The organism is Leclercia sp. TB492 (assembly GCF_049974505.2).
GTDB classification, from domain to species: domain Bacteria; phylum Pseudomonadota; class Gammaproteobacteria; order Enterobacterales; family Enterobacteriaceae; genus Enterobacter; species Enterobacter adecarboxylatus_C.
This window is the reverse complement of sequence record NZ_CM127572.1, coordinates 2,561,834-2,578,407: the sequence shown is the minus strand read 5'-3', so window position 1 is coordinate 2,578,407 and position 16,574 is coordinate 2,561,834. Positions and strand designations below refer to the sequence as shown.

At 52.9% G+C, this 16,574-nt stretch carries 17 protein-coding genes; 13 read left to right on the top strand and 4 right to left on the bottom strand.

The window, feature by feature from the left end:
- Nucleotides 1–3 precede the first annotated feature (3 nt).
- The 8 genes from ACP4QI_RS12195 to ACP4QI_RS12160 all read left to right on the top strand — a co-directional run bounded on the left by ACP4QI_RS12195 (nt 4) and on the right by ACP4QI_RS12160 (nt 7,283).
- Nucleotides 4–2,481 (top strand): type VI secretion system Vgr family protein, encoded by a 2,478-nt coding sequence (locus ACP4QI_RS12195; protein WP_426494525.1) that lies wholly within the window; start codon nt 4–6, stop codon nt 2,479–2,481.
- Nucleotides 2,481–3,350 (top strand): DUF6402 family protein, encoded by an 870-nt coding sequence (locus ACP4QI_RS12190; RefSeq protein ID WP_426494526.1) that lies wholly within the window; start codon nt 2,481–2,483, stop codon nt 3,348–3,350. The genes ACP4QI_RS12195 and ACP4QI_RS12190 overlap by 1 nt, the downstream gene beginning before the upstream one ends.
- Nucleotides 3,351–3,713, top strand: a complete 363-nt coding sequence (locus ACP4QI_RS12185; protein ID WP_426494527.1) for a DUF6201 family protein — start codon at nt 3,351–3,353, stop codon at nt 3,711–3,713.
- Between the two features lie 151 nt (nt 3,714–3,864).
- On the top strand, nt 3,865–4,095 hold the full coding sequence (locus ACP4QI_RS12180; protein ID WP_426494528.1) for a hypothetical protein: 231 nt from the start codon (nt 3,865–3,867) through the stop codon (nt 4,093–4,095).
- A 118-nt stretch (nt 4,096–4,213) separates the two neighbouring features.
- Nucleotides 4,214–4,486 (top strand): hypothetical protein, encoded by a 273-nt coding sequence (locus ACP4QI_RS12175; protein WP_426494529.1) that lies wholly within the window; start codon nt 4,214–4,216, stop codon nt 4,484–4,486.
- A complete protein-coding gene (gene tssE / locus ACP4QI_RS12170; protein ID WP_285111691.1) occupies nt 4,483–4,932 on the top strand; it encodes a type VI secretion system baseplate subunit TssE in 450 nt (149 codons plus the stop codon). Before ACP4QI_RS12175 ends, tssE begins: the two co-directional genes overlap by 4 nt.
- 28 nt (nt 4,933–4,960) lie before the next feature.
- Entirely contained in the window at nt 4,961–6,289 is a 1,329-nt protein-coding gene (locus ACP4QI_RS12165; protein ID WP_426494926.1) for a VasL domain-containing protein, read from the top strand.
- A gap of 514 nt (nt 6,290–6,803) precedes the next feature.
- A complete protein-coding gene (locus tag ACP4QI_RS12160; protein WP_285125827.1) occupies nt 6,804–7,283 on the top strand; it encodes a hypothetical protein in 480 nt (159 codons plus the stop codon).
- Between the two features lie 11 nt (nt 7,284–7,294).
- Here ACP4QI_RS12160 and ACP4QI_RS12155 read toward each other — a convergent pair whose 3' ends face one another.
- The 3 genes from ACP4QI_RS12155 to ACP4QI_RS12145 form a co-directional block, all read right to left on the bottom strand.
- Nucleotides 7,295–7,861 carry a DJ-1/PfpI family protein gene (locus tag ACP4QI_RS12155; protein WP_426494530.1) on the bottom strand — a complete coding sequence of 189 codons (567 nt, stop codon included), beginning with the start codon at nt 7,859–7,861 and terminating at the stop codon, nt 7,295–7,297.
- A gap of 44 nt (nt 7,862–7,905) precedes the next feature.
- On the bottom strand, nt 7,906–9,138 hold the full coding sequence (locus tag ACP4QI_RS12150) for a sensor domain-containing diguanylate cyclase (RefSeq protein ID WP_142489751.1): 1,233 nt from the start codon (nt 9,136–9,138) through the stop codon (nt 7,906–7,908).
- Between the two features lie 293 nt (nt 9,139–9,431).
- Complete coding sequence (locus ACP4QI_RS12145; protein WP_426494531.1) at nt 9,432–10,706, bottom strand: MHYT domain-containing protein; 1,275 nt, start codon at nt 10,704–10,706, stop codon at nt 9,432–9,434.
- Between the two features lie 598 nt (nt 10,707–11,304).
- On the opposite strand from ACP4QI_RS12145, the gene ACP4QI_RS12140 reads away from it, so the two are divergent.
- The 4 genes from ACP4QI_RS12140 (at nt 11,305) to dbpA (ending at nt 15,286) form a co-directional block, all read left to right on the top strand.
- Nucleotides 11,305–12,273, top strand: a complete 969-nt coding sequence (locus ACP4QI_RS12140) for a methyl-accepting chemotaxis protein (protein WP_426494532.1) — start codon at nt 11,305–11,307, stop codon at nt 12,271–12,273.
- A 169-nt stretch (nt 12,274–12,442) separates the two neighbouring features.
- Nucleotides 12,443–13,426 (top strand): zinc transporter ZntB, encoded by a 984-nt coding sequence (gene zntB / locus ACP4QI_RS12135; RefSeq protein ID WP_142489748.1) that lies wholly within the window; start codon nt 12,443–12,445, stop codon nt 13,424–13,426.
- A gap of 275 nt (nt 13,427–13,701) precedes the next feature.
- Nucleotides 13,702–13,884 carry a proline-rich small protein YnaL gene (gene ynaL, locus ACP4QI_RS12130; RefSeq protein ID WP_142489747.1) on the top strand — a complete coding sequence of 61 codons (183 nt, stop codon included), beginning with the start codon at nt 13,702–13,704 and terminating at the stop codon, nt 13,882–13,884.
- A 28-nt stretch (nt 13,885–13,912) separates the two neighbouring features.
- Complete coding sequence (gene dbpA / locus ACP4QI_RS12125; protein WP_426494533.1) at nt 13,913–15,286, top strand: ATP-dependent RNA helicase DbpA; 1,374 nt, start codon at nt 13,913–13,915, stop codon at nt 15,284–15,286.
- 45 nt (nt 15,287–15,331) lie between these two features.
- On the opposite strand, the gene ttcA is transcribed toward dbpA, so the two are convergent.
- The gene (ttcA, locus tag ACP4QI_RS12120; RefSeq protein ID WP_156263937.1) at nt 15,332–16,267 is read right to left on the bottom strand and encodes a tRNA 2-thiocytidine(32) synthetase TtcA; all 936 of its coding nucleotides are present in this window, start codon (nt 16,265–16,267) and stop codon (nt 15,332–15,334) included.
- A 76-nt stretch (nt 16,268–16,343) separates the two neighbouring features.
- On the opposite strand from ttcA, the gene ACP4QI_RS12115 reads away from it, so the two are divergent.
- Nucleotides 16,344–16,556, top strand: coding sequence for a hypothetical protein (locus ACP4QI_RS12115; protein WP_426494534.1), 213 nt, complete (start codon nt 16,344–16,346; stop codon nt 16,554–16,556).
- Nucleotides 16,557–16,574: the final 18 nt, after the last annotated feature.

Sequence of the window (16,574 nt, the reverse complement as noted above, 5' to 3'; positions counted from 1 at the left end):
GTGATGGACAAGGACAACTGGCTGGCGCTGTTTGACGGGCAGCCGCGCTATCTGCTGGAGATTAACGACAGCCCGGTAAAACCTGATGTGCTGAAGTTTACCGGACGCGAAGCACTCAGCGAGCCGTTTCGCTGGGAAATCGACTTCACCACCCCGCAGGATAATATCGCCCCGCAGGATGTGCTGATGAAACACACCACCCTGCATATGCGCAGCGGGAAGGCGGTGCACGGTATCATCACCCGTCTGGAGTGGATTTCCACCACTGCCGACCAGTCGCATTACCAGGTGGTGCTGAGCTCCCGTCTGGCACTGTTGACGCGTATCCGTCAGTGCAGTGTATTTCAGAATCAGTCGGTGCCGGAGGTGGTGGAGCAGGTATTACGCCAGCATGGCCTTGAAGGCGCGGATTTTGATTTTCGTCTGGAGCGTACCTACCCGGCACGTGAACTGATTACTCAGTGGCGGGAGACGGACCTGGAATTTATTCAGCGCATACTGTCAGAGGTCGGGATTTTCTGGCGCACGGAAATGGACGAGGCGCGCGGGCTGGATATTTATATTTTTGCCGACAGCCAGCTGAACTACCGGTTTGACGTTCATCTGCCGTACCGCGAGCCGTCCGGGCTGTATGACGGGGCACAGGAGTCAGTGTGGGACGTGTCCACCCTGAACCAGGTGGTGCCGGGCATGGTCAGCGTACGGGATTACAACTACCGTATCGCCGGAACACCGATGGACGCGACGGTGAGCGTGCGCAGTGAGGCGGTGACCACCGGAGAGCATTACCGCTACGTCGCGCCGTACCGGGAGGCAGGCGACGACACCGACCCGGAGCCGGAAACCGAATCCGGGGCCTTCTATGCCCGTATCCACCATGAGCGGGAGCTGAACGCCTCGGCGCGTATTCATCTGGAGAGTAACGCCGCCTGCCTGCTGCCGGGCCAGGTGCTGGAGCCGCAGGGCGAGGTGATTCGGGCGCTTAAGGAAGGGATGGTCATCACCACCGTGGAGTACCACGCCGCCCGTGACACCCGCCTGCATGTCTCCGTCGACGGGATGCCCTATACCGAACGTTACTGCTTCCGCCCGGCGGAAACCGGACGTCCGGAAGTGCATGGCACCCTCCCGGCGCGGGTTGAGAGCCGGGAGAAGAACGACATCTACGCGCATCTGGATGAACAGGGTCGCTACCGCGTCAGGCTGGATTTCGACCGGGACGATACTGGACAGGGGTTTGCCTACCTGTGGCTGCGGATGGCGAAGCCGTATGCCGGTGGGACATACGGCTGGCACACCCCGCTGCTCGACGGTAACGAAGTGGCCATCGCATACAGCAACGGCGACATCGACCTGCCGTATATCTCCCACGCCCTGCATGATTCTGAGCATCCGGACCATGTTGCCCGCGACAACCACACCCGCAACGTGCTGCGCACGCCCGCGAACAATAAGCTGAGGATGGAAGACCGGCGCGGGGAGGAGCATATCAAGCTCGCCACGGAGTACGGCAAAACGCAGCTGAATACCGGGCATCTGGTGGATGCACAGGAGAAACTCCGTGGCAAGGGATTTGAGCTCAGAACCGATGAATATGGCGTGATTCGCGTCGCAAAAGGGCTGTTTATCACCGCGGACGGACAGCAGAAGGCGGCGGGCGAGGTGCTGGAGATGGAGACCGCCCTGAAAGAAATTGATATCTGCCTGCAGCAGCTTCAGCAACTGGAAACTGCCGCTGAACAGGCGCAGGCGCTGAAGGCGGACATTGACAGCCAGATACAGATGTTTGAAAAGCGCCTGAAGCCGCTGAACGAAACCCTGCTGTTCTCCGCGCCGGAAGGGATGGCATTCACCAGCGGTGAGCATCTGCAGATGACCGCCGCGAAGAACATTGCCATTAACGCCGGGAGCGATATCAGCACTGGCGTGATGGGCAACATGACGGCGCTGGCCGGAGAAAAAATCGGGCTGTTTGCGAGATCGGGCCAACTGAGCCTGAAAGCCAGCGAAGGCCAGGTGGAGATGCAGGCGCAGAACGGGAAGATGCAGTTGATTGCGGAGAAAAAGCTGACGATGAGTTCGGCGAGTGACATCTCGTTTGCCGGAAAAAAACGCATCACCCTGATTGGTGGCGGGAGTTACCTGCGGCTGGATGCGGGGAAGATTGATTACGGCACCCTGGGGACGTATCTGAGAAGGACGACGCGGACGATGGCGGCGGGGGGTAATTCCTTGGAGCAAGACCAGACTAAAATGCCCACACCATTACCCATTTTGTCATGTGGACCAAACTCCGCCTGTTTCAGAATTTCAGATGCATTAACAGGGGCAGAAGATATGGAATTTGCTTATCAGGTTAATACACCCACAGGTGCGTTGCAGGGAAGAACTGATTCAGCACTGACGTATACAGTGAATTCGGATACTGAAGAAAACGTGGTCCTGGACTATGTTTTCCAGATTAGAGCGGGGACTAGGTGATGACCGTTTCATCGACAACGACGTCAAAGGAACCGGAACAGCAGGAAAAGAAAGTCAGTGTGGAATTCTTTCATATTGATATGATTCCGGATGCGATGAGAAATATGGGGTGGGAGATGGCTCCTAAGTTAATGGAACAGTGGTTTGAAATTTCGCCAGCATTTGCGTTCACTGCTGAAAGTAAAAGAAAATCATTAGATGAGGACGCAAGAAACTTGCCACCAACTCAAGTTAGTACTGAAATAGTCAAAATGTCCTGGGCAATAAAATTTGAACAAGTTAGCGCTGGGATTGAAGAACTTTCTGGTCGTTGGAAAAGTACAAAAGGCATTGCCCGACTAAAAAAACTTCTTCAGAGTAAAGGTGATTTCAATAAAAATGTGATATCTCTTGGGTACACTGACGAAGTTATAGAATTGGATAAAACATCCCAGGTCAATCTCAGTCCAATAGGTAGTAAATTGGATACGATAAACGATTGGTATGGTGCAATGGGTAACTCAAATCTTAAAATATGCGTTCGTGGAATGACACAAACCAGGAAAGAAAAAACATTTTTTATTGTAGATAAGTTGGGATTCTACTTGAAGGATACCTATTATTTTGTTGATGAAGGGAATTCATCAGAGCCTCTAGGGATTTGGAGTAAAGATCGCATTCTCAATAAAGAAGAAACAAGTATTTACATGTCTACCTACTTATCTGGTTTGTGGGGGCATCTGGTGAGAGGTTTTTCAGGATTTGTACCTATCTTTAATAAAGATTTTCGGGAGTGGCAAAGAAAACATGATTCAGGTGGGGATTATATTGTTTTTTCTGATGTATTATGGATCTCACCGAGAGAAAACGACAAGGAGATCCCTCTGTAAATGAAAATAAAAAAAAGTACACATTGTTTTTTTCTATTGTTAATTACTTGGTTTTTTTTGCCTTCTACTTTGTTTGTCAATGAAAAAACAAAGAGTTTTGATATGGTCAGCCCTGATGGAAAATACAAAGTAGATATATACCATGCTAAAATAATATCTCCACTATCACTTTATAAATACCTGAAGAATGAGGATTATTATTTTATTTTATACGACGTTGAAGGGAAAGTAATATTTAAACCTTCCCCATTTTACGGCACATCTGAAGTTGCAGCCTATGACTCTATTGAATTCTTATACGGCACAGATAAAGAACTTCTTTATCCTAGCGAACTAGGTTATGACGGCTATGTCTTAAAATAAACCCATCCAAATCCTGACCTCGGAGAGCGACATCACGTTTGCGGAGAAAAAGCGCATCACGCTCCTCGGCGGCGGAAGCTACCTGCGGCTCGAAGCCGTTAAAATCGAGTACGGAACCCTGGGGACGTACCTGCGGCGAACGAAAAGGACGATGGCGGCTGTATCTAATAACTTACCAGTTGTAACAAAAACATTGCCACTAGTAGAGGAGTTGATAAAAGATGGTTTATATGATGAGCAATTTCGTGTGATAGATGACGAAGGTATACCAATAGTGAACACACCATATTTTATTCGTAATAAGAGCGGAGAAAAATTTAAAGGTTTTACAGACTCTCAGGGTTATGTAAACGAGTGTTCACTAAAGAATCGTCAAAATTAACTGTTTGGCTTGGAGTGCATGCACTGGGGGTTTCGCTAGGTTTTGTAATGATATATATGAGATATATTGTTATCCCGGTGAGGTTTCTTTCTGATTTATAAAGATAAAATACACTTTATTGGCTATTGGCTATTGGCTATTGGCTATTGGCTATTGGCTATTGGCTATTGGCTATTGGCTATTGGCTATTGGTTTGGTTATTATCTATATGATCTCTTCTTGGTATGGCACAAATCCACTTCGAGTTAGTTTGATGCTTTCCTGGTGTTTAACCGCATATAGCATAGTGGTTATTGGTGGTGTTGTAAAAAAAAGTATTTATGAAAATAAAGAAAGCACAATAAAGTATGTGATTTGTGCTTCGCTACAGGATTCAACGAATGTATTATGAATTATAAACGCCCATCTTTATATGAAACGCTTACTGGTAATTTTACAGGGGATCTTTCCATGGAGCTGATAAACGAAGAGGACCAGGTCATTTTGTCTGTACTGGATAATATTCAGCGTATCCTCAATTCAAGAGCCGGAGCCATTTCACATTTGCCTGACTACGGTTTGCCTGATATGACAAAAATCCTTCAGGGCATGCCAGGAACCGCACATCAACTGACAGCGACGTTATCGAATGTTTTATTAAAGTACGAACCCCGGTTGCAGTCGATGAATGTGACTTTACTGGAGCAGCACATTCCGGGTGAACTGAGATACACCATAGATGCGGAGCTGAAAGGTGTCGGGCTGGTGCGTTACGGCACTGAATTCATGCCTGATGGGAAGGTTCTGCTTCGACATCTGAAGCAGCAAAACTATCTTGATAAACGTTCCTGTTTTTGAATTTTTGTGACCCGGCAAGGACAGCATGATGAATCCGGTAAACACCCACCACCTCAAAACCGGCGGGGACCCGCGCACGTTTGTGGATTACGCAGTCCTGCGCGATGAAATGAACAAACTGACCCATCCGGCGCGCCCGGACGTCAACTGGCGGCATGCGGAAACACTCTGCCTCTCGCTGTTTGAGCACAATGGGGTGGAACTCCAGACCGCCGCCTGGTACACGCTCGTCCGCACCCGGCTGGCTGGCATGTACGGCATGAACGAAGGACTGGCGATACTGAAAACGCTCCTTTCCCACCAGTGGGTCAATATCTGGCCGCAACCGGTACCTGCGCGAATGGAAATTCTCAGCAATCTGAATAAACGTCTGCAGCAGGAGATGCGCACCCTGACGCTGTCGTATGCCGACCTCAGCCAGTTGCACCAGGCGGAAGCTCACCTGACTGCGCTGGGTGAGGTGCTGCAGCGTCTGGAGCTGAAGCATGCCAGCCAGCTTGATGCCCTGCGCACCCTGATGCATAACGCGGCGGTGCGGCTGGAAAGCAGCGACGGCGGGAGAAATGCGGGTGGTGCTGTCATCCCGGCCAGCCTTACAGCCCCGTCAGAACACGTAAAGCGGGTGCATGTCGTGCAGCCAGAGCCGCTGCCGGACAGGCAGGTGATGACCGGACCGCCGGTACCTGCGAAGCCCTGGAAGCCATTTACCGCCGGAATGCTGACTATGCTGGTGCTGGCCGGGGCGTGCGTATGGGGTTGGCAGGTAACACATCAGCCGGACCCGCAAAAGGTGGAGTTTGCCGCCACGCTTTCTCCGCTGCCCGTCGCGCTTTCCGGTGAGCAACTGGCCCGGCTGCGACAAAAAGCGCCGTCGTCTGAAACGGGTTTACAGCAAACACAGCAGCAACTCACACGGCTTGCACAGTTAAAAGCGGACTGGGCTATCAGTTATGGCGACAGTCTGGTGCAGCAGGCACTGTTCCTTTGGCCTGAAGAGGCGAAACCGCTGGCGCAACAGTGGCAGCAGCAGCTGGAGGCCGCTGTATTACCGTCTGAGTCGCTTGACGGCTGGCATCAGGGGATGACGCAGCTACAGCAGCTGGCGAATCAACTGAACGCGCTGGATGAGAAGCGAGGCAAATACATGACCGTCAGCGAACTGAAAACGGCGGTGTTCGCCATCGCGCAGTCGTTTAACCGTACCATTCCTGTGGAAGAACTGTTACGACAGATGGCGGTACAGGCACAGGGAGGGCAGATTTCTCCGGCACAGAAACAACAGACTGAAGCCCGGCTGAATCAGTTGCTGAGTCGTTACGCTTTATCGGAAAACCGGCCCGGAGACAAAACGCGATGAATCGGCTTCAAAAATAACGGAATACCCATACCCCGTGGACTGTTGAACATCCGCAGTATCTGGAGTAGCACTACCGGCATCAGCCATTAATGGAGCTGGCGGCATATCTGGGCCGGACGCCGGGAGCCGTGGCTCTGATGGCGGAAAAAATGGGCGTGCTGAGCGGACGGTTCTTGACTGAGGACGAATGACAGATACTGAAAATGTACTATCCGGACGAAGGATTCGCCATTACCGCTCGTCTACCGGGAAGACATTCCGTAGCAGTGAAGGTGATGGCTAGGCGGATGGGGTTGAAAAAATCCGCACGGAGCACCAGTGGTTTTCGTCCCTGGAGTGATGAAGAATGGCAGAAGCTGGAGAGTAATATGCATCTGGGTGTGGCGGAACAACTGAAAACGTGCGCAGTAGAGTAGGCCCATGAACGGTTATTGAACAGAAAATCATCGTGTAAATAGCATTTAATATTACCGATTCTGGTCAGCCGGAACGGAATAAAACGTCGGGAGAGAATGTGTCAGCCAGAGAACATTTTTTTAAAAAATTGCAGCATAAAAACGACAGAGTACCGTCCGGCATAAAATCTGCTGACGCAGAAGTCAGAACGTTCTGCTCGCGAATGGATGGACTTGCGCAGCAAATCAGCCAGTGGTTCACGGGTTCCGGAATCGAGGTGACGCTATCCACCAGACATCTACATGACCTGAGCGCGGTGGGCTACAGCCTGAACAGCGGCATATGCCGTTATGACATCACCGCCATCCGGTTGCAGAACGGCGACCGTAGCGTCCGACTTCTTCCAGAGCAGCTCTGGAATGGCGCAGAGACAGGCATTGTGACCCTGCATGTCGATGCGCCCGGTATCCGCCAGACGTTTTATCTGAGCATGGCGCCGGAAACGGGCTGGTTTATCCGGCGTCAGTATCAGAGCGCAAAAGACAACGTCATCATGACCGAAGAGCGCTTTTTTGAGACTGTAGACAGGCTGGCCTGAAACCACCTACCTTACTTCTGCAACACTTCAGCAAACTTCGCCAGCCACTGCGGATGCGCAGGCCAGGCCGGAGCCGTAACCAGATTGTCATCGACATACGCCTCATCGATACCAATATCAGCGTAGTATCCGCCGGCGAGTCGGACTTCCGGCGCGCAGGCCGGGTAGGCGCTGCAGGTCCGTCCTTTCAGGATATCAGCGGCGGCCAGGAGCTGAGCCCCGTGGCATACGGCGGCAATCGGCTTACGCGCCTGGTCAAAGGCCCGCACCAGTTCAAGTACCTTCTCATTGAGGCGCAGATATTCCGGCGCCCGTCCGCCCGGAATTAACAGGGCGTCATAATCCTCTTCATGCACCTCAGCAAAATCGGCGTTGAGAATAAAACGGTGGCCAGGTTTCTCGCTGTAGGTCTGGGCGCCGTCAAAATCATGGATCGCCGTCATGATAAAGTCGCCTTTGGCTTTGTCAGGACAGACCGCGTCGACCTGATGGCCAATCATCTGTAATGCCTGAAACGGCACCATGGTTTCGTAATCTTCTGCATAATCCCCGACCAGCATCAGGATCTTTTTGCTCATCTTAACCACTCCTCAAGGAATACATTGAAAGAGAGATGGCGACATCACGCCGCCAACACTTTATTACGACCATCATTCTTGGCGCGATACAGCGCATCGTCCACGCGCTTAAACAGATCGTCGATATTTTCCTCCGGGTTATGCCGCGCCACTCCGATGCTGACGGTAAAGCGGGGCAGGCCGGAGATGGCAATGCGGGCAACCGCGGCGCGTAAGGTTTCTGCGATCTGCATCGCCGCATCCAGCGACGTGCGGGGCAGCAACAGCACAAACTCCTCGCCGCCCCAGCGGAAAACGTAATCATCTTTTCGACAACAGCTTTCCAGCATTCGCGAGAGGGCAATCAACACCTCATCGCCTTTCTGATGTCCAAACACATCGTTGATGCGCTTGAAGTGGTCCGTATCCACCAGCAGCAGGCTGAACTCCTGCTGGGCCGGAAGATGATTCGGTGAGGCTTGATCGGTGAGGTTATAAAACTGACGGCGATTGAGCAGGCCGGTTAACGAGTCGCGCAGCGCGGCGTGTTCGAGCTCCTGTTCAAGTCGTTTTTGCTCGGTTATATCGTGAATGATGCACAGCATCAGTTTATCGCCGTAAATCTCAATCGGGCCGGCATAGGTCTGTACGTGACGGGTGGTGCCGTCAGCCAGTCGATGGACAAAGTTGAGCGGCTTATGGCCGCCGGGCAGGCGCGCGATCTCGGTCATCACCGGCAGAATATTGCGCCCGAGGGTGTTGATCTCCCAGGTGTGCTTGCTGCACATCTGTTCATGGGAGTAGCCATAAAAATTGAGTGCCGCGAGATTGGCATCCACCACCTGACCGTCCCGGGCGGGATCGATTAACAGCATTGGCGCACTGTTGGTCAGGAAAAAACGTGCGTAGAACCCCTGCTTTTTGCGCTGGTAAGTCCCGGAGCTGGTGGCTTTAAGACCCGTTACCGGTTGCCGGGCGATGCCCTCAAAAACAATCACCTCGCCGCAGGTATCAAAAAAGGCCAGCGACAGTCGGCAGCTGAGGCTGATCTGCTGGTTATTTACCAGCACGCTCCAGATTTCAATAATCTCTTGTTGGGTTTTTAAATCGGGCACATACATCGCAAGCGTTGCCTGCGCATGTGCCGAGCAGACTCCTTTGCGCAGGCTGTCCAGCGTCGCGTCCTGCATGATCTTTTTTGCTGCCGTATTGGCGAACAGAACATCCTCCGTGACCGGGGATACTACCCACACGGGCGTTTTAAGCATATCCAGCGCAGCAAACCCTGAAAGCGACATAGGCCAGTCTCAGTTATCAGCACGTCACGTGCCTGAGATCCACGACGGAGCGGCACGCGTGGGCTTCTCTGAAACATACTCTACTTCATCCGATCGGGCAGGATTTTTTTGTGATATCCGTGTGAAATTTGTATTAATTATACCAGCTGGAACAGTTTTATTTTCCGCCGATGTTAGCGCATTAAAAAAAGCTCACTTTTCCATTCGTTAATGACCTGCAAAATATATAGCGTTCCAGGGCGCAGGCATATTTTTGTCAGGCTTCAGCCCAAACCGGCACTATATTCTGTTGCTCACATCCCCGGATGGTAAACCGTCCAGCCATTGCGTCCCTCATTCCTGGCGTTAAACAACGCCATATCCGCTTTCAGTTTAAGCTCATGCAGGGTCAGGCCGTGTTCAGGGTAGAGACTTATCCCGGCGCTGAGGGATATATTCAACGCATGACCGCTAAAGTAAAAAGGCTGGGCAATATCACTCACCAGCGTTGTACAGAGTGCTGACATCTGGGCTTCGTCACAGTCTGGCCCCGAAATCACAAACTCATCCCCGCCCATACGGGCAAGGGTCATGGCGGGGTGCAATCTGGCCTTGATGCGTTTAACGACATTGATCAGCAATGCATCCCCGACAAAATGGCCCCAGGTGTCATTAATACTCCTGAAGCGGTCGAGATTGAGAAAAATAAGCGCAAAAGGGCGGTTGTTTTCATCTGCCAGGCGCAGACCATCCAGCAGCATGAGGTCCATTTGATGGCGGTTCGCCAGTCCGGTGAGGGCGTCGTAGCGCGCCTGGATCTCCAGCTGGTTGTTCAGCTGGCGCAGGTTCTCGGTCAGTTGGTGGGCGCGGTTATGTGAATCGATGTGAGAGATAATTAACATAATGCCGAGCAATAACAGCGTTGTGGCTGAAACCCAGACAGAGAGTCTCATTTCGCCGATCCCGGCGGATATGGCATGTGCGCCCGAATGGAAATCCGCGGCGGCCATGCCGGTATAGTGCGTTGCGCACACGGCCGCACCCAGCACCCCGGCGGCGATAATCCGCTTCTTCACCACACCTTTGTGTTGATGGCGAAGATGAAAGGCCAGCCGCAAGCCGGTGCCAGATGCGATGAGCGAAATCACCCCCGACAGCAGCACAACGGGCATATTCCAGCGAATCGCGCTATGGGCCAGCAGGGCAGACATCCCCACATAATGCATCGAGACGATGCCCGCACTGAGGATGACGGTGGCCAGCAGCAGGCGGGGCAGGGAGAGCGACCCCCCTGACACGGCAATATTGATAGCCAGCGTTGCCGCGACCAGCGAAATGCCGAATGAGGTGAGGGTGAGCTCCGGATCGTAGCTCATCATTACCGGCATGCGCATCGCCAGCATGCCGATAAAATGCATCGACCAGATCCCCGTGCCCAGCGTTACGCCGCCAGCGAAGCGCCAGAACAGCGAGGCTCGCGAGTTGGCGAGCCGTATTTTCTCTGCACTGTCCAGCGCGACAAATGCGGCGAAAAACGCGACCAGCCAGGAAACGCCTATGAGGATGGGATCCCACGCGATGTACATCATCAAAATTCTCACGCTTAACATTCACAGAAACACACTGGCGGCGTTAAAACGAACCGCACAGGTATACGAGGGTATCTATTTAATTCAGTATCGGATTAGCGCTGGGAAAACATTAATGTTTTTTCAGTAAAAACTTAAAATATATTCCTTAATGCGTTAGTTAAGCGTGGCTAAATTGCCATCATCTGGAGTAGGAATAGGGCTTAAGTATGAAGGTCTGAATAGCTGCATTATCGCTCACCGCTTTGACATTCTCAGGTTACGGTAACAACAGTGTATAGTACTTTAATTATTGCTTTGGTGGATGAATTTGTTCTACCTAACGCAAATAACAAGAGGTATACCATTTATGAATTGTCTCTACGAAATGAAGATGAAAAATTAAAAACGCAATGCTATATATTCCTTATCATCTAAAAATTCCGTTGTGGGATATATTATGCTCAGGAACATTAGCGTAAGGACTTTTATTCTTTCTTATCTGATGGTTGTCTTTCTCTTAATTGATGGCTTGGTCATTTCTTTAGCACCGCAAACACCTCTGTTAATTTCACTTAATATTCTGTTTATCGTCGCGTTCATGTTCCTCCGGGTTTACATGACCCGGTACCTGGTTGTGCCCATCAATACGGTAAAAAGAAGTATCGAAGAAGTTGTCTCCGGCAATCTGGGCGTTACTATTCCTGAATTTGGTAATAACTGCGCGGGGCGATTGATCCCGGGCATTAACACCCTGTCGGGCAACATCGCCACGCTGGTGCGTGAGATTCGCACCTCCTCCGCAACCGCAATGAGTCTGTCTGAACAGCTGGCCGCCCGCAGTTCGGCACTGGCAGCGAAAACGGAGCTGCAGTCCGCGTCGCTGATCCAGACCTCTGCCAGCATGGAACAGATGGCAGCCACCACTAAAAACACCGCTGATAACACTCGCCTCGCCAATGAAAAGGCAAACGTGGCGACTCTGCAGGCAAAGAGAGGAGGCGAGCTGATGGGGCAGGTTGCCAACAATATGCACTCCATTACCGAATGCGCCCAGCAGATGACCGAGATCATCACCATGATTGACGGTATCGCGTTCCAGACCAATATCCTGGCGCTCAATGCCGCGGTTGAAGCTGCCCGGGCCGGCGATCATGGCAAGGGCTTCTCCGTGGTGGCGGGTGAAGTGCGCAGCCTGGCGCATCGTAGTGCCGAGGCGGCAAAAAGCATTAAATCCCTGATTGCCGTGACCAGCAGCAACGTCAGTCAGGGGGCGATGGTGGTGGCCGAAGCCGAAAAGAACATGCATGAAATCGTCAGCGGCTCAGGACAGGTCAGCAAGCTGATGGATGAGATTTCCACCTCGACCTATGAACAGGAGAAGGGCATCGCGCAAATCACTCAGGCCCTGACCGATCTGGAAAACGTCACCCAGAGTAACGTGGGGATGGTGGAAGAGCTGTCCGGCTCCTCGACGGTGCTAAAAAAACAGGTGGTTGAGTTGCAGGCCCGTACGCGAAATTTCCATCTGGAACCGGCATCCTCTGCGCCATTATTCGATGGGCAACATCACCCCGCGCGTGCCTGACACGCCATCTGATATAAAAGCCTGGTTCGCCAGGCTTTTTTGTCCGCCGCAGTTGATTCAGGAATAGTCTATTTTATGAATAAATTCAGCGCGATGGCGGGGTAAATGGTTGCTTAACTTGCCGGTGTGGCTAGACTGACAGCAAAGAACAGCTACTGGCGGAGGCGCTGTGGAAGGCTTAAAAGGATCGGAAGTTAACGTTCCTGACGCAGTTTTTGCGTGGTTACTCGATGGGAAAGGTGGGGCGAGACCGCTCACCGATAACGATATTATCGATCGGCAACATCCCTGCTGGCTGCACCTGAACTATACCCAGCCGGAGAGCGCTCACTGGCTGGCTTCAACCCCGTTATTGCCCAACAACGTGCGCGACGCGCTGGCGGGGGAAAGCCTGCGCCCGCGCGTGACCCGTATGGGCGAGGGGACACTCATTACCCTGCGCTGTATTAATGGCAGCACCGATGAGCGGCCGGATCAGCTGGTGGCGATGCGCCTTTATATGGATGAGCGACTTATTGTCTCGACCCGGCAGCGAAAAGTGCTGGCGCTGGACGATGTCGTCGGGGATTTAAAAGAGGGCACCGGCCCGGAGGATTGCGGGAGCTGGCTGGTGGATGTCTGCGACGCGCTCACCGATCATGCCAGCGAGTTTATCGAAGAGCTGCACGATAAGATCATCGATCTGGAAGATAATCTGATCGATCAGGTTATTCCGCCTCGCGGATTTCTGGCGTTGCTGCGTAAACAGCTGATCGTGATGCGCCGCTACATGGCCCCGCAGCGCGATGTTTATGCCCGGCTGGCAAGTGAACGACTCCCCTGGATGAATGACGATCAGCGCCGCAGAATGCAGGATATTGCCGACCGCCTCGGGCGCGGCCTCGATGAAATCGACGCCTGTATTGCCCGTACGGCGATACTGACAGACGAAATCGCGCAGGTCATGCAGGAGTCGCTCTCCCGCAGAACCTACACCATGTCGCTGATGGCGATGGTCTTTCTGCCCAGCACCTTCTTAACCGGGCTATTTGGCGTCAACCTCGGAGGTATCCCCGGCGGGGAGTTCCGCTTCGGCTTTTCGCTGTTTTGCATCATGTTAGTCGTTTTAATCGGTGGTGTTGCGTGGTGGTTACATCGCAGTAAATGGTTGTAAATTTACACTATTCTGGCGTTCAGATGCGCCTGAAACGCTATTTTAATTGAGCGAGGTCAATAAACCCTTTACCCATAAGGTGCACTATCTCTCCCGCAGGTGAATGCAACGTCAAGCGATGGGCGTTGCGCTCCATATTGTCTTACTTCCTTTTTTGAATTACTGCATAGCAAAATTGATTCGTACGACGCCGACTTAAATAAGTCGGCTTTTTTTTGCCTGCAACCCCGCAGCGACTACCCTAAAAGAGACAATCCATTCTTCTGGAGGGTAATATGGCTATGCTCTTGACACTGCTGCTGCAACAAACCCGGCAATCGGATCCGATACCCGTCGATCCAGTGCCCGTTCCTGAACCGATCCCACGCCCGCAGCCGATGCCGGATCCGCCACCGGATGAAGTCCCGATTAAAATGTCGCATCAAAGGCGGAGATCTGCGAGGATACGCGCCTGCTGACTGTGAGTTTTTTACCGCGAGAATAACTGTGACTGCTTTTTCAACGCTGAACGTACTGCCTGCCGCCCAACTCGATAATCTTAACGAGTTGGGTTACCTGACGATGACCCCTGTACAAGCTGCCGCGCTGCCAGCGATCCTGGAAGGACGCGATGTCCGCGTACAGGCGAAAACCGGCAGTGGCAAAACGGCGACATTTGGTCTTGGCCTGTTACAGCATATTGATGCCAGCCTTTATAAGACGCAGTCGCTGGTGCTTTGTCCAACGCGCGAGCTGGCGGATCAAGTGGCGGCAGAGTTACGTCGCCTGGCGCGTTTTCTGCCAAACACCAAAATTTTAACCCTCTGCGGTGGCCAGCCGTTTGGCGCCCAGCGCGATTCTTTACAGCATGCGCCGCACATCATCGTCGCCACGCCGGGGCGTTTGCTTGATCATTTGCAGAAAGGTACGGTCTCCCTCGACGCGCTCCAGACCCTGGTGCTGGACGAAGCCGACCGGATGCTGGATATGGGCTTCAGCGAAGCCATCGACGAGGTGACGCGTTTTGCCCCGCCGTCGCGCCAGACCATGCTCTTTTCGGCCACCTGGCCCGAGGCGATTGCCGCCATCAGCGGGCGCGTACAGCAAAACCCGATCGCCATCGAAATTGATACCGTCGACGCCCTCCCGGCGATTGAACAGCAGTTCTTCGATACCACCCAGCGGGGAAAAATCCCGCTGCTGCAAAAGCTGCTCAGCGTGTATCAGCCCGCCTCCTGCGTGGTGTTCTGTAATACCAAAAAAGATTGTCAGGCGGTGTGTGATGCCCTGACCGAGGCCGGACAGAGCGCGCTGTCGCTGCATGGCGACCTTGAGCAGCGCGACCGCGATCAGACCCTGGTGCGTTTTGCCAACGGCAGCGCCCGCGTGCTGGTAGCGACAGACGTAGCCGCCCGCGGTCTGGATATCAAATCTCTGGAGCTGGTAGTGAACTACGAGCTGGCCTGGGATCCGGAAGTGCACGTACACCGCATCGGCCGAACTGCCCGTGCGGGTAACAGCGGTCTGGCGATCAGCTTCTGTGCCCTGGAAGAGGCGCAGCGGGCTAACATCCTGGCAGAAATGCTGCAAATCAAGCTGAACTGGGTCGATGCCCCGGCAAACGTCGGTATTGTGCCGCTGGCCGCCGAAATGGCGACGCTCTGTATCGACGGTGGGAAAAAAGCCAAAATGCGTCCAGGTGATGTGTTGGGCGCGCTGACCGGTGATATTGGCCTCGACGGCGCTGATATTGGCAAAATCGTGGTGCACCCGGCACATGTGTACGTGGCGGTACGTCAGTCGGTGGCGCAAAAAGCGTGGAAACAGCTGCAAAACGGCAAGATCAAAGGCAAAAACTGCAAGGTTCGTCTGCTGAAATAAGCGGGCGGAAGAGCGTCTCAGCGTTAGCGCTGAGACGCTTAAAGATTACTTCACTTCAATAACGTTCAGACGCATCTCATCCAGCTGAGTATCATCCTCTTCCGGCTGCCAGCCCGCGGGCTGCATCGGGATCTCTTCGCGATCGAATGCCAGATCGCCGCCGTTCACCACTTCTGAACCGTGCTTAATCCCTTTGAAATCAAACAGGTTGATATCGCTCAGGTGCGAAGGCACCACGTTCTGCATCGCGCTGAACATGGTCTCGATGCGGCCCGGGTAGCGTTTGTCCCAGTCGCGCAGCATATCGCCAATCACCTGACGCTGCAGGTTCGGCTGGGAGCCGCACAGGTTGCACGGAATGATCGGGAAGGCTTTGGCCTCGGAAAAACGCTCGATGTCCTTTTCGCGGCAGTAGGCAAGGGGACGGATCACAATGTGCTTCCCGTCGTCGCTCATCAGCTTCGGTGGCATGCCTTTCATTTTGCCGCCGTAGAACATGTTCAGGAACAGCGTCTGTAAAATGTCATCGCGGTGGTGGCCGAGGGCAATCTTGGTTGCGCCGAGCTCGGTGGCCGTACGATAAAGAATGCCGCGACGCAGACGCGAGCAGAGCGAGCAGGTGGTTTTCCCTTCCGGGATCTTCTCTTTAACGATGCCGTAGGTGTTCTCTTCGACAATTTTGTACTCAACGCCCAGCTGCTCCAGGTATTCCGGCAGGATATGCTCCGGGAAGCCCGGCTGCTTCTGATCCAGGTTGACGGCCACTAACGAAAAATTGACCGGCGCGCTTTGCTGAAGATTGCGCAGGATTTCCAGCAAGGTATAGCTGTCTTTACCGCCAGACAGGCAGACCATAATGCGGTCGCCTTCTTCAATCATGTTGTAATCTGCAATGGCTTCACCGACGTTGCGGCGCAGACGCTTTTGCAGTTTGTTGAGGTTGTACTGGTCTTTTTTGTTAATTTCTTGATTTTGCGACATTTAATAGTGGCTCAATTCGTTTGTGGCTAAAGCCGCCCAGGCGGCCCACCGCAAAGATGGGGGGCAGCAGGTCAACATGAAAAAGTATGGCGTGTATGGTACGGATTACGGCGGTGAATGTCAGCACGTTTTACAGCAAACGCCTGCCGCCTGGCTGGTTTTACGCAACAAGGCTATAGTTGTAGTCCATCTACAAAAACGGGAGGTAGTCATGCAGTATGTCGAAAAAGATGACCCGCGCGAGGCCCCGGAATCGGGCGATAAAAAGCCCCAACCCGTCAAAAAATAGCTGACCGTAGGTCATGCC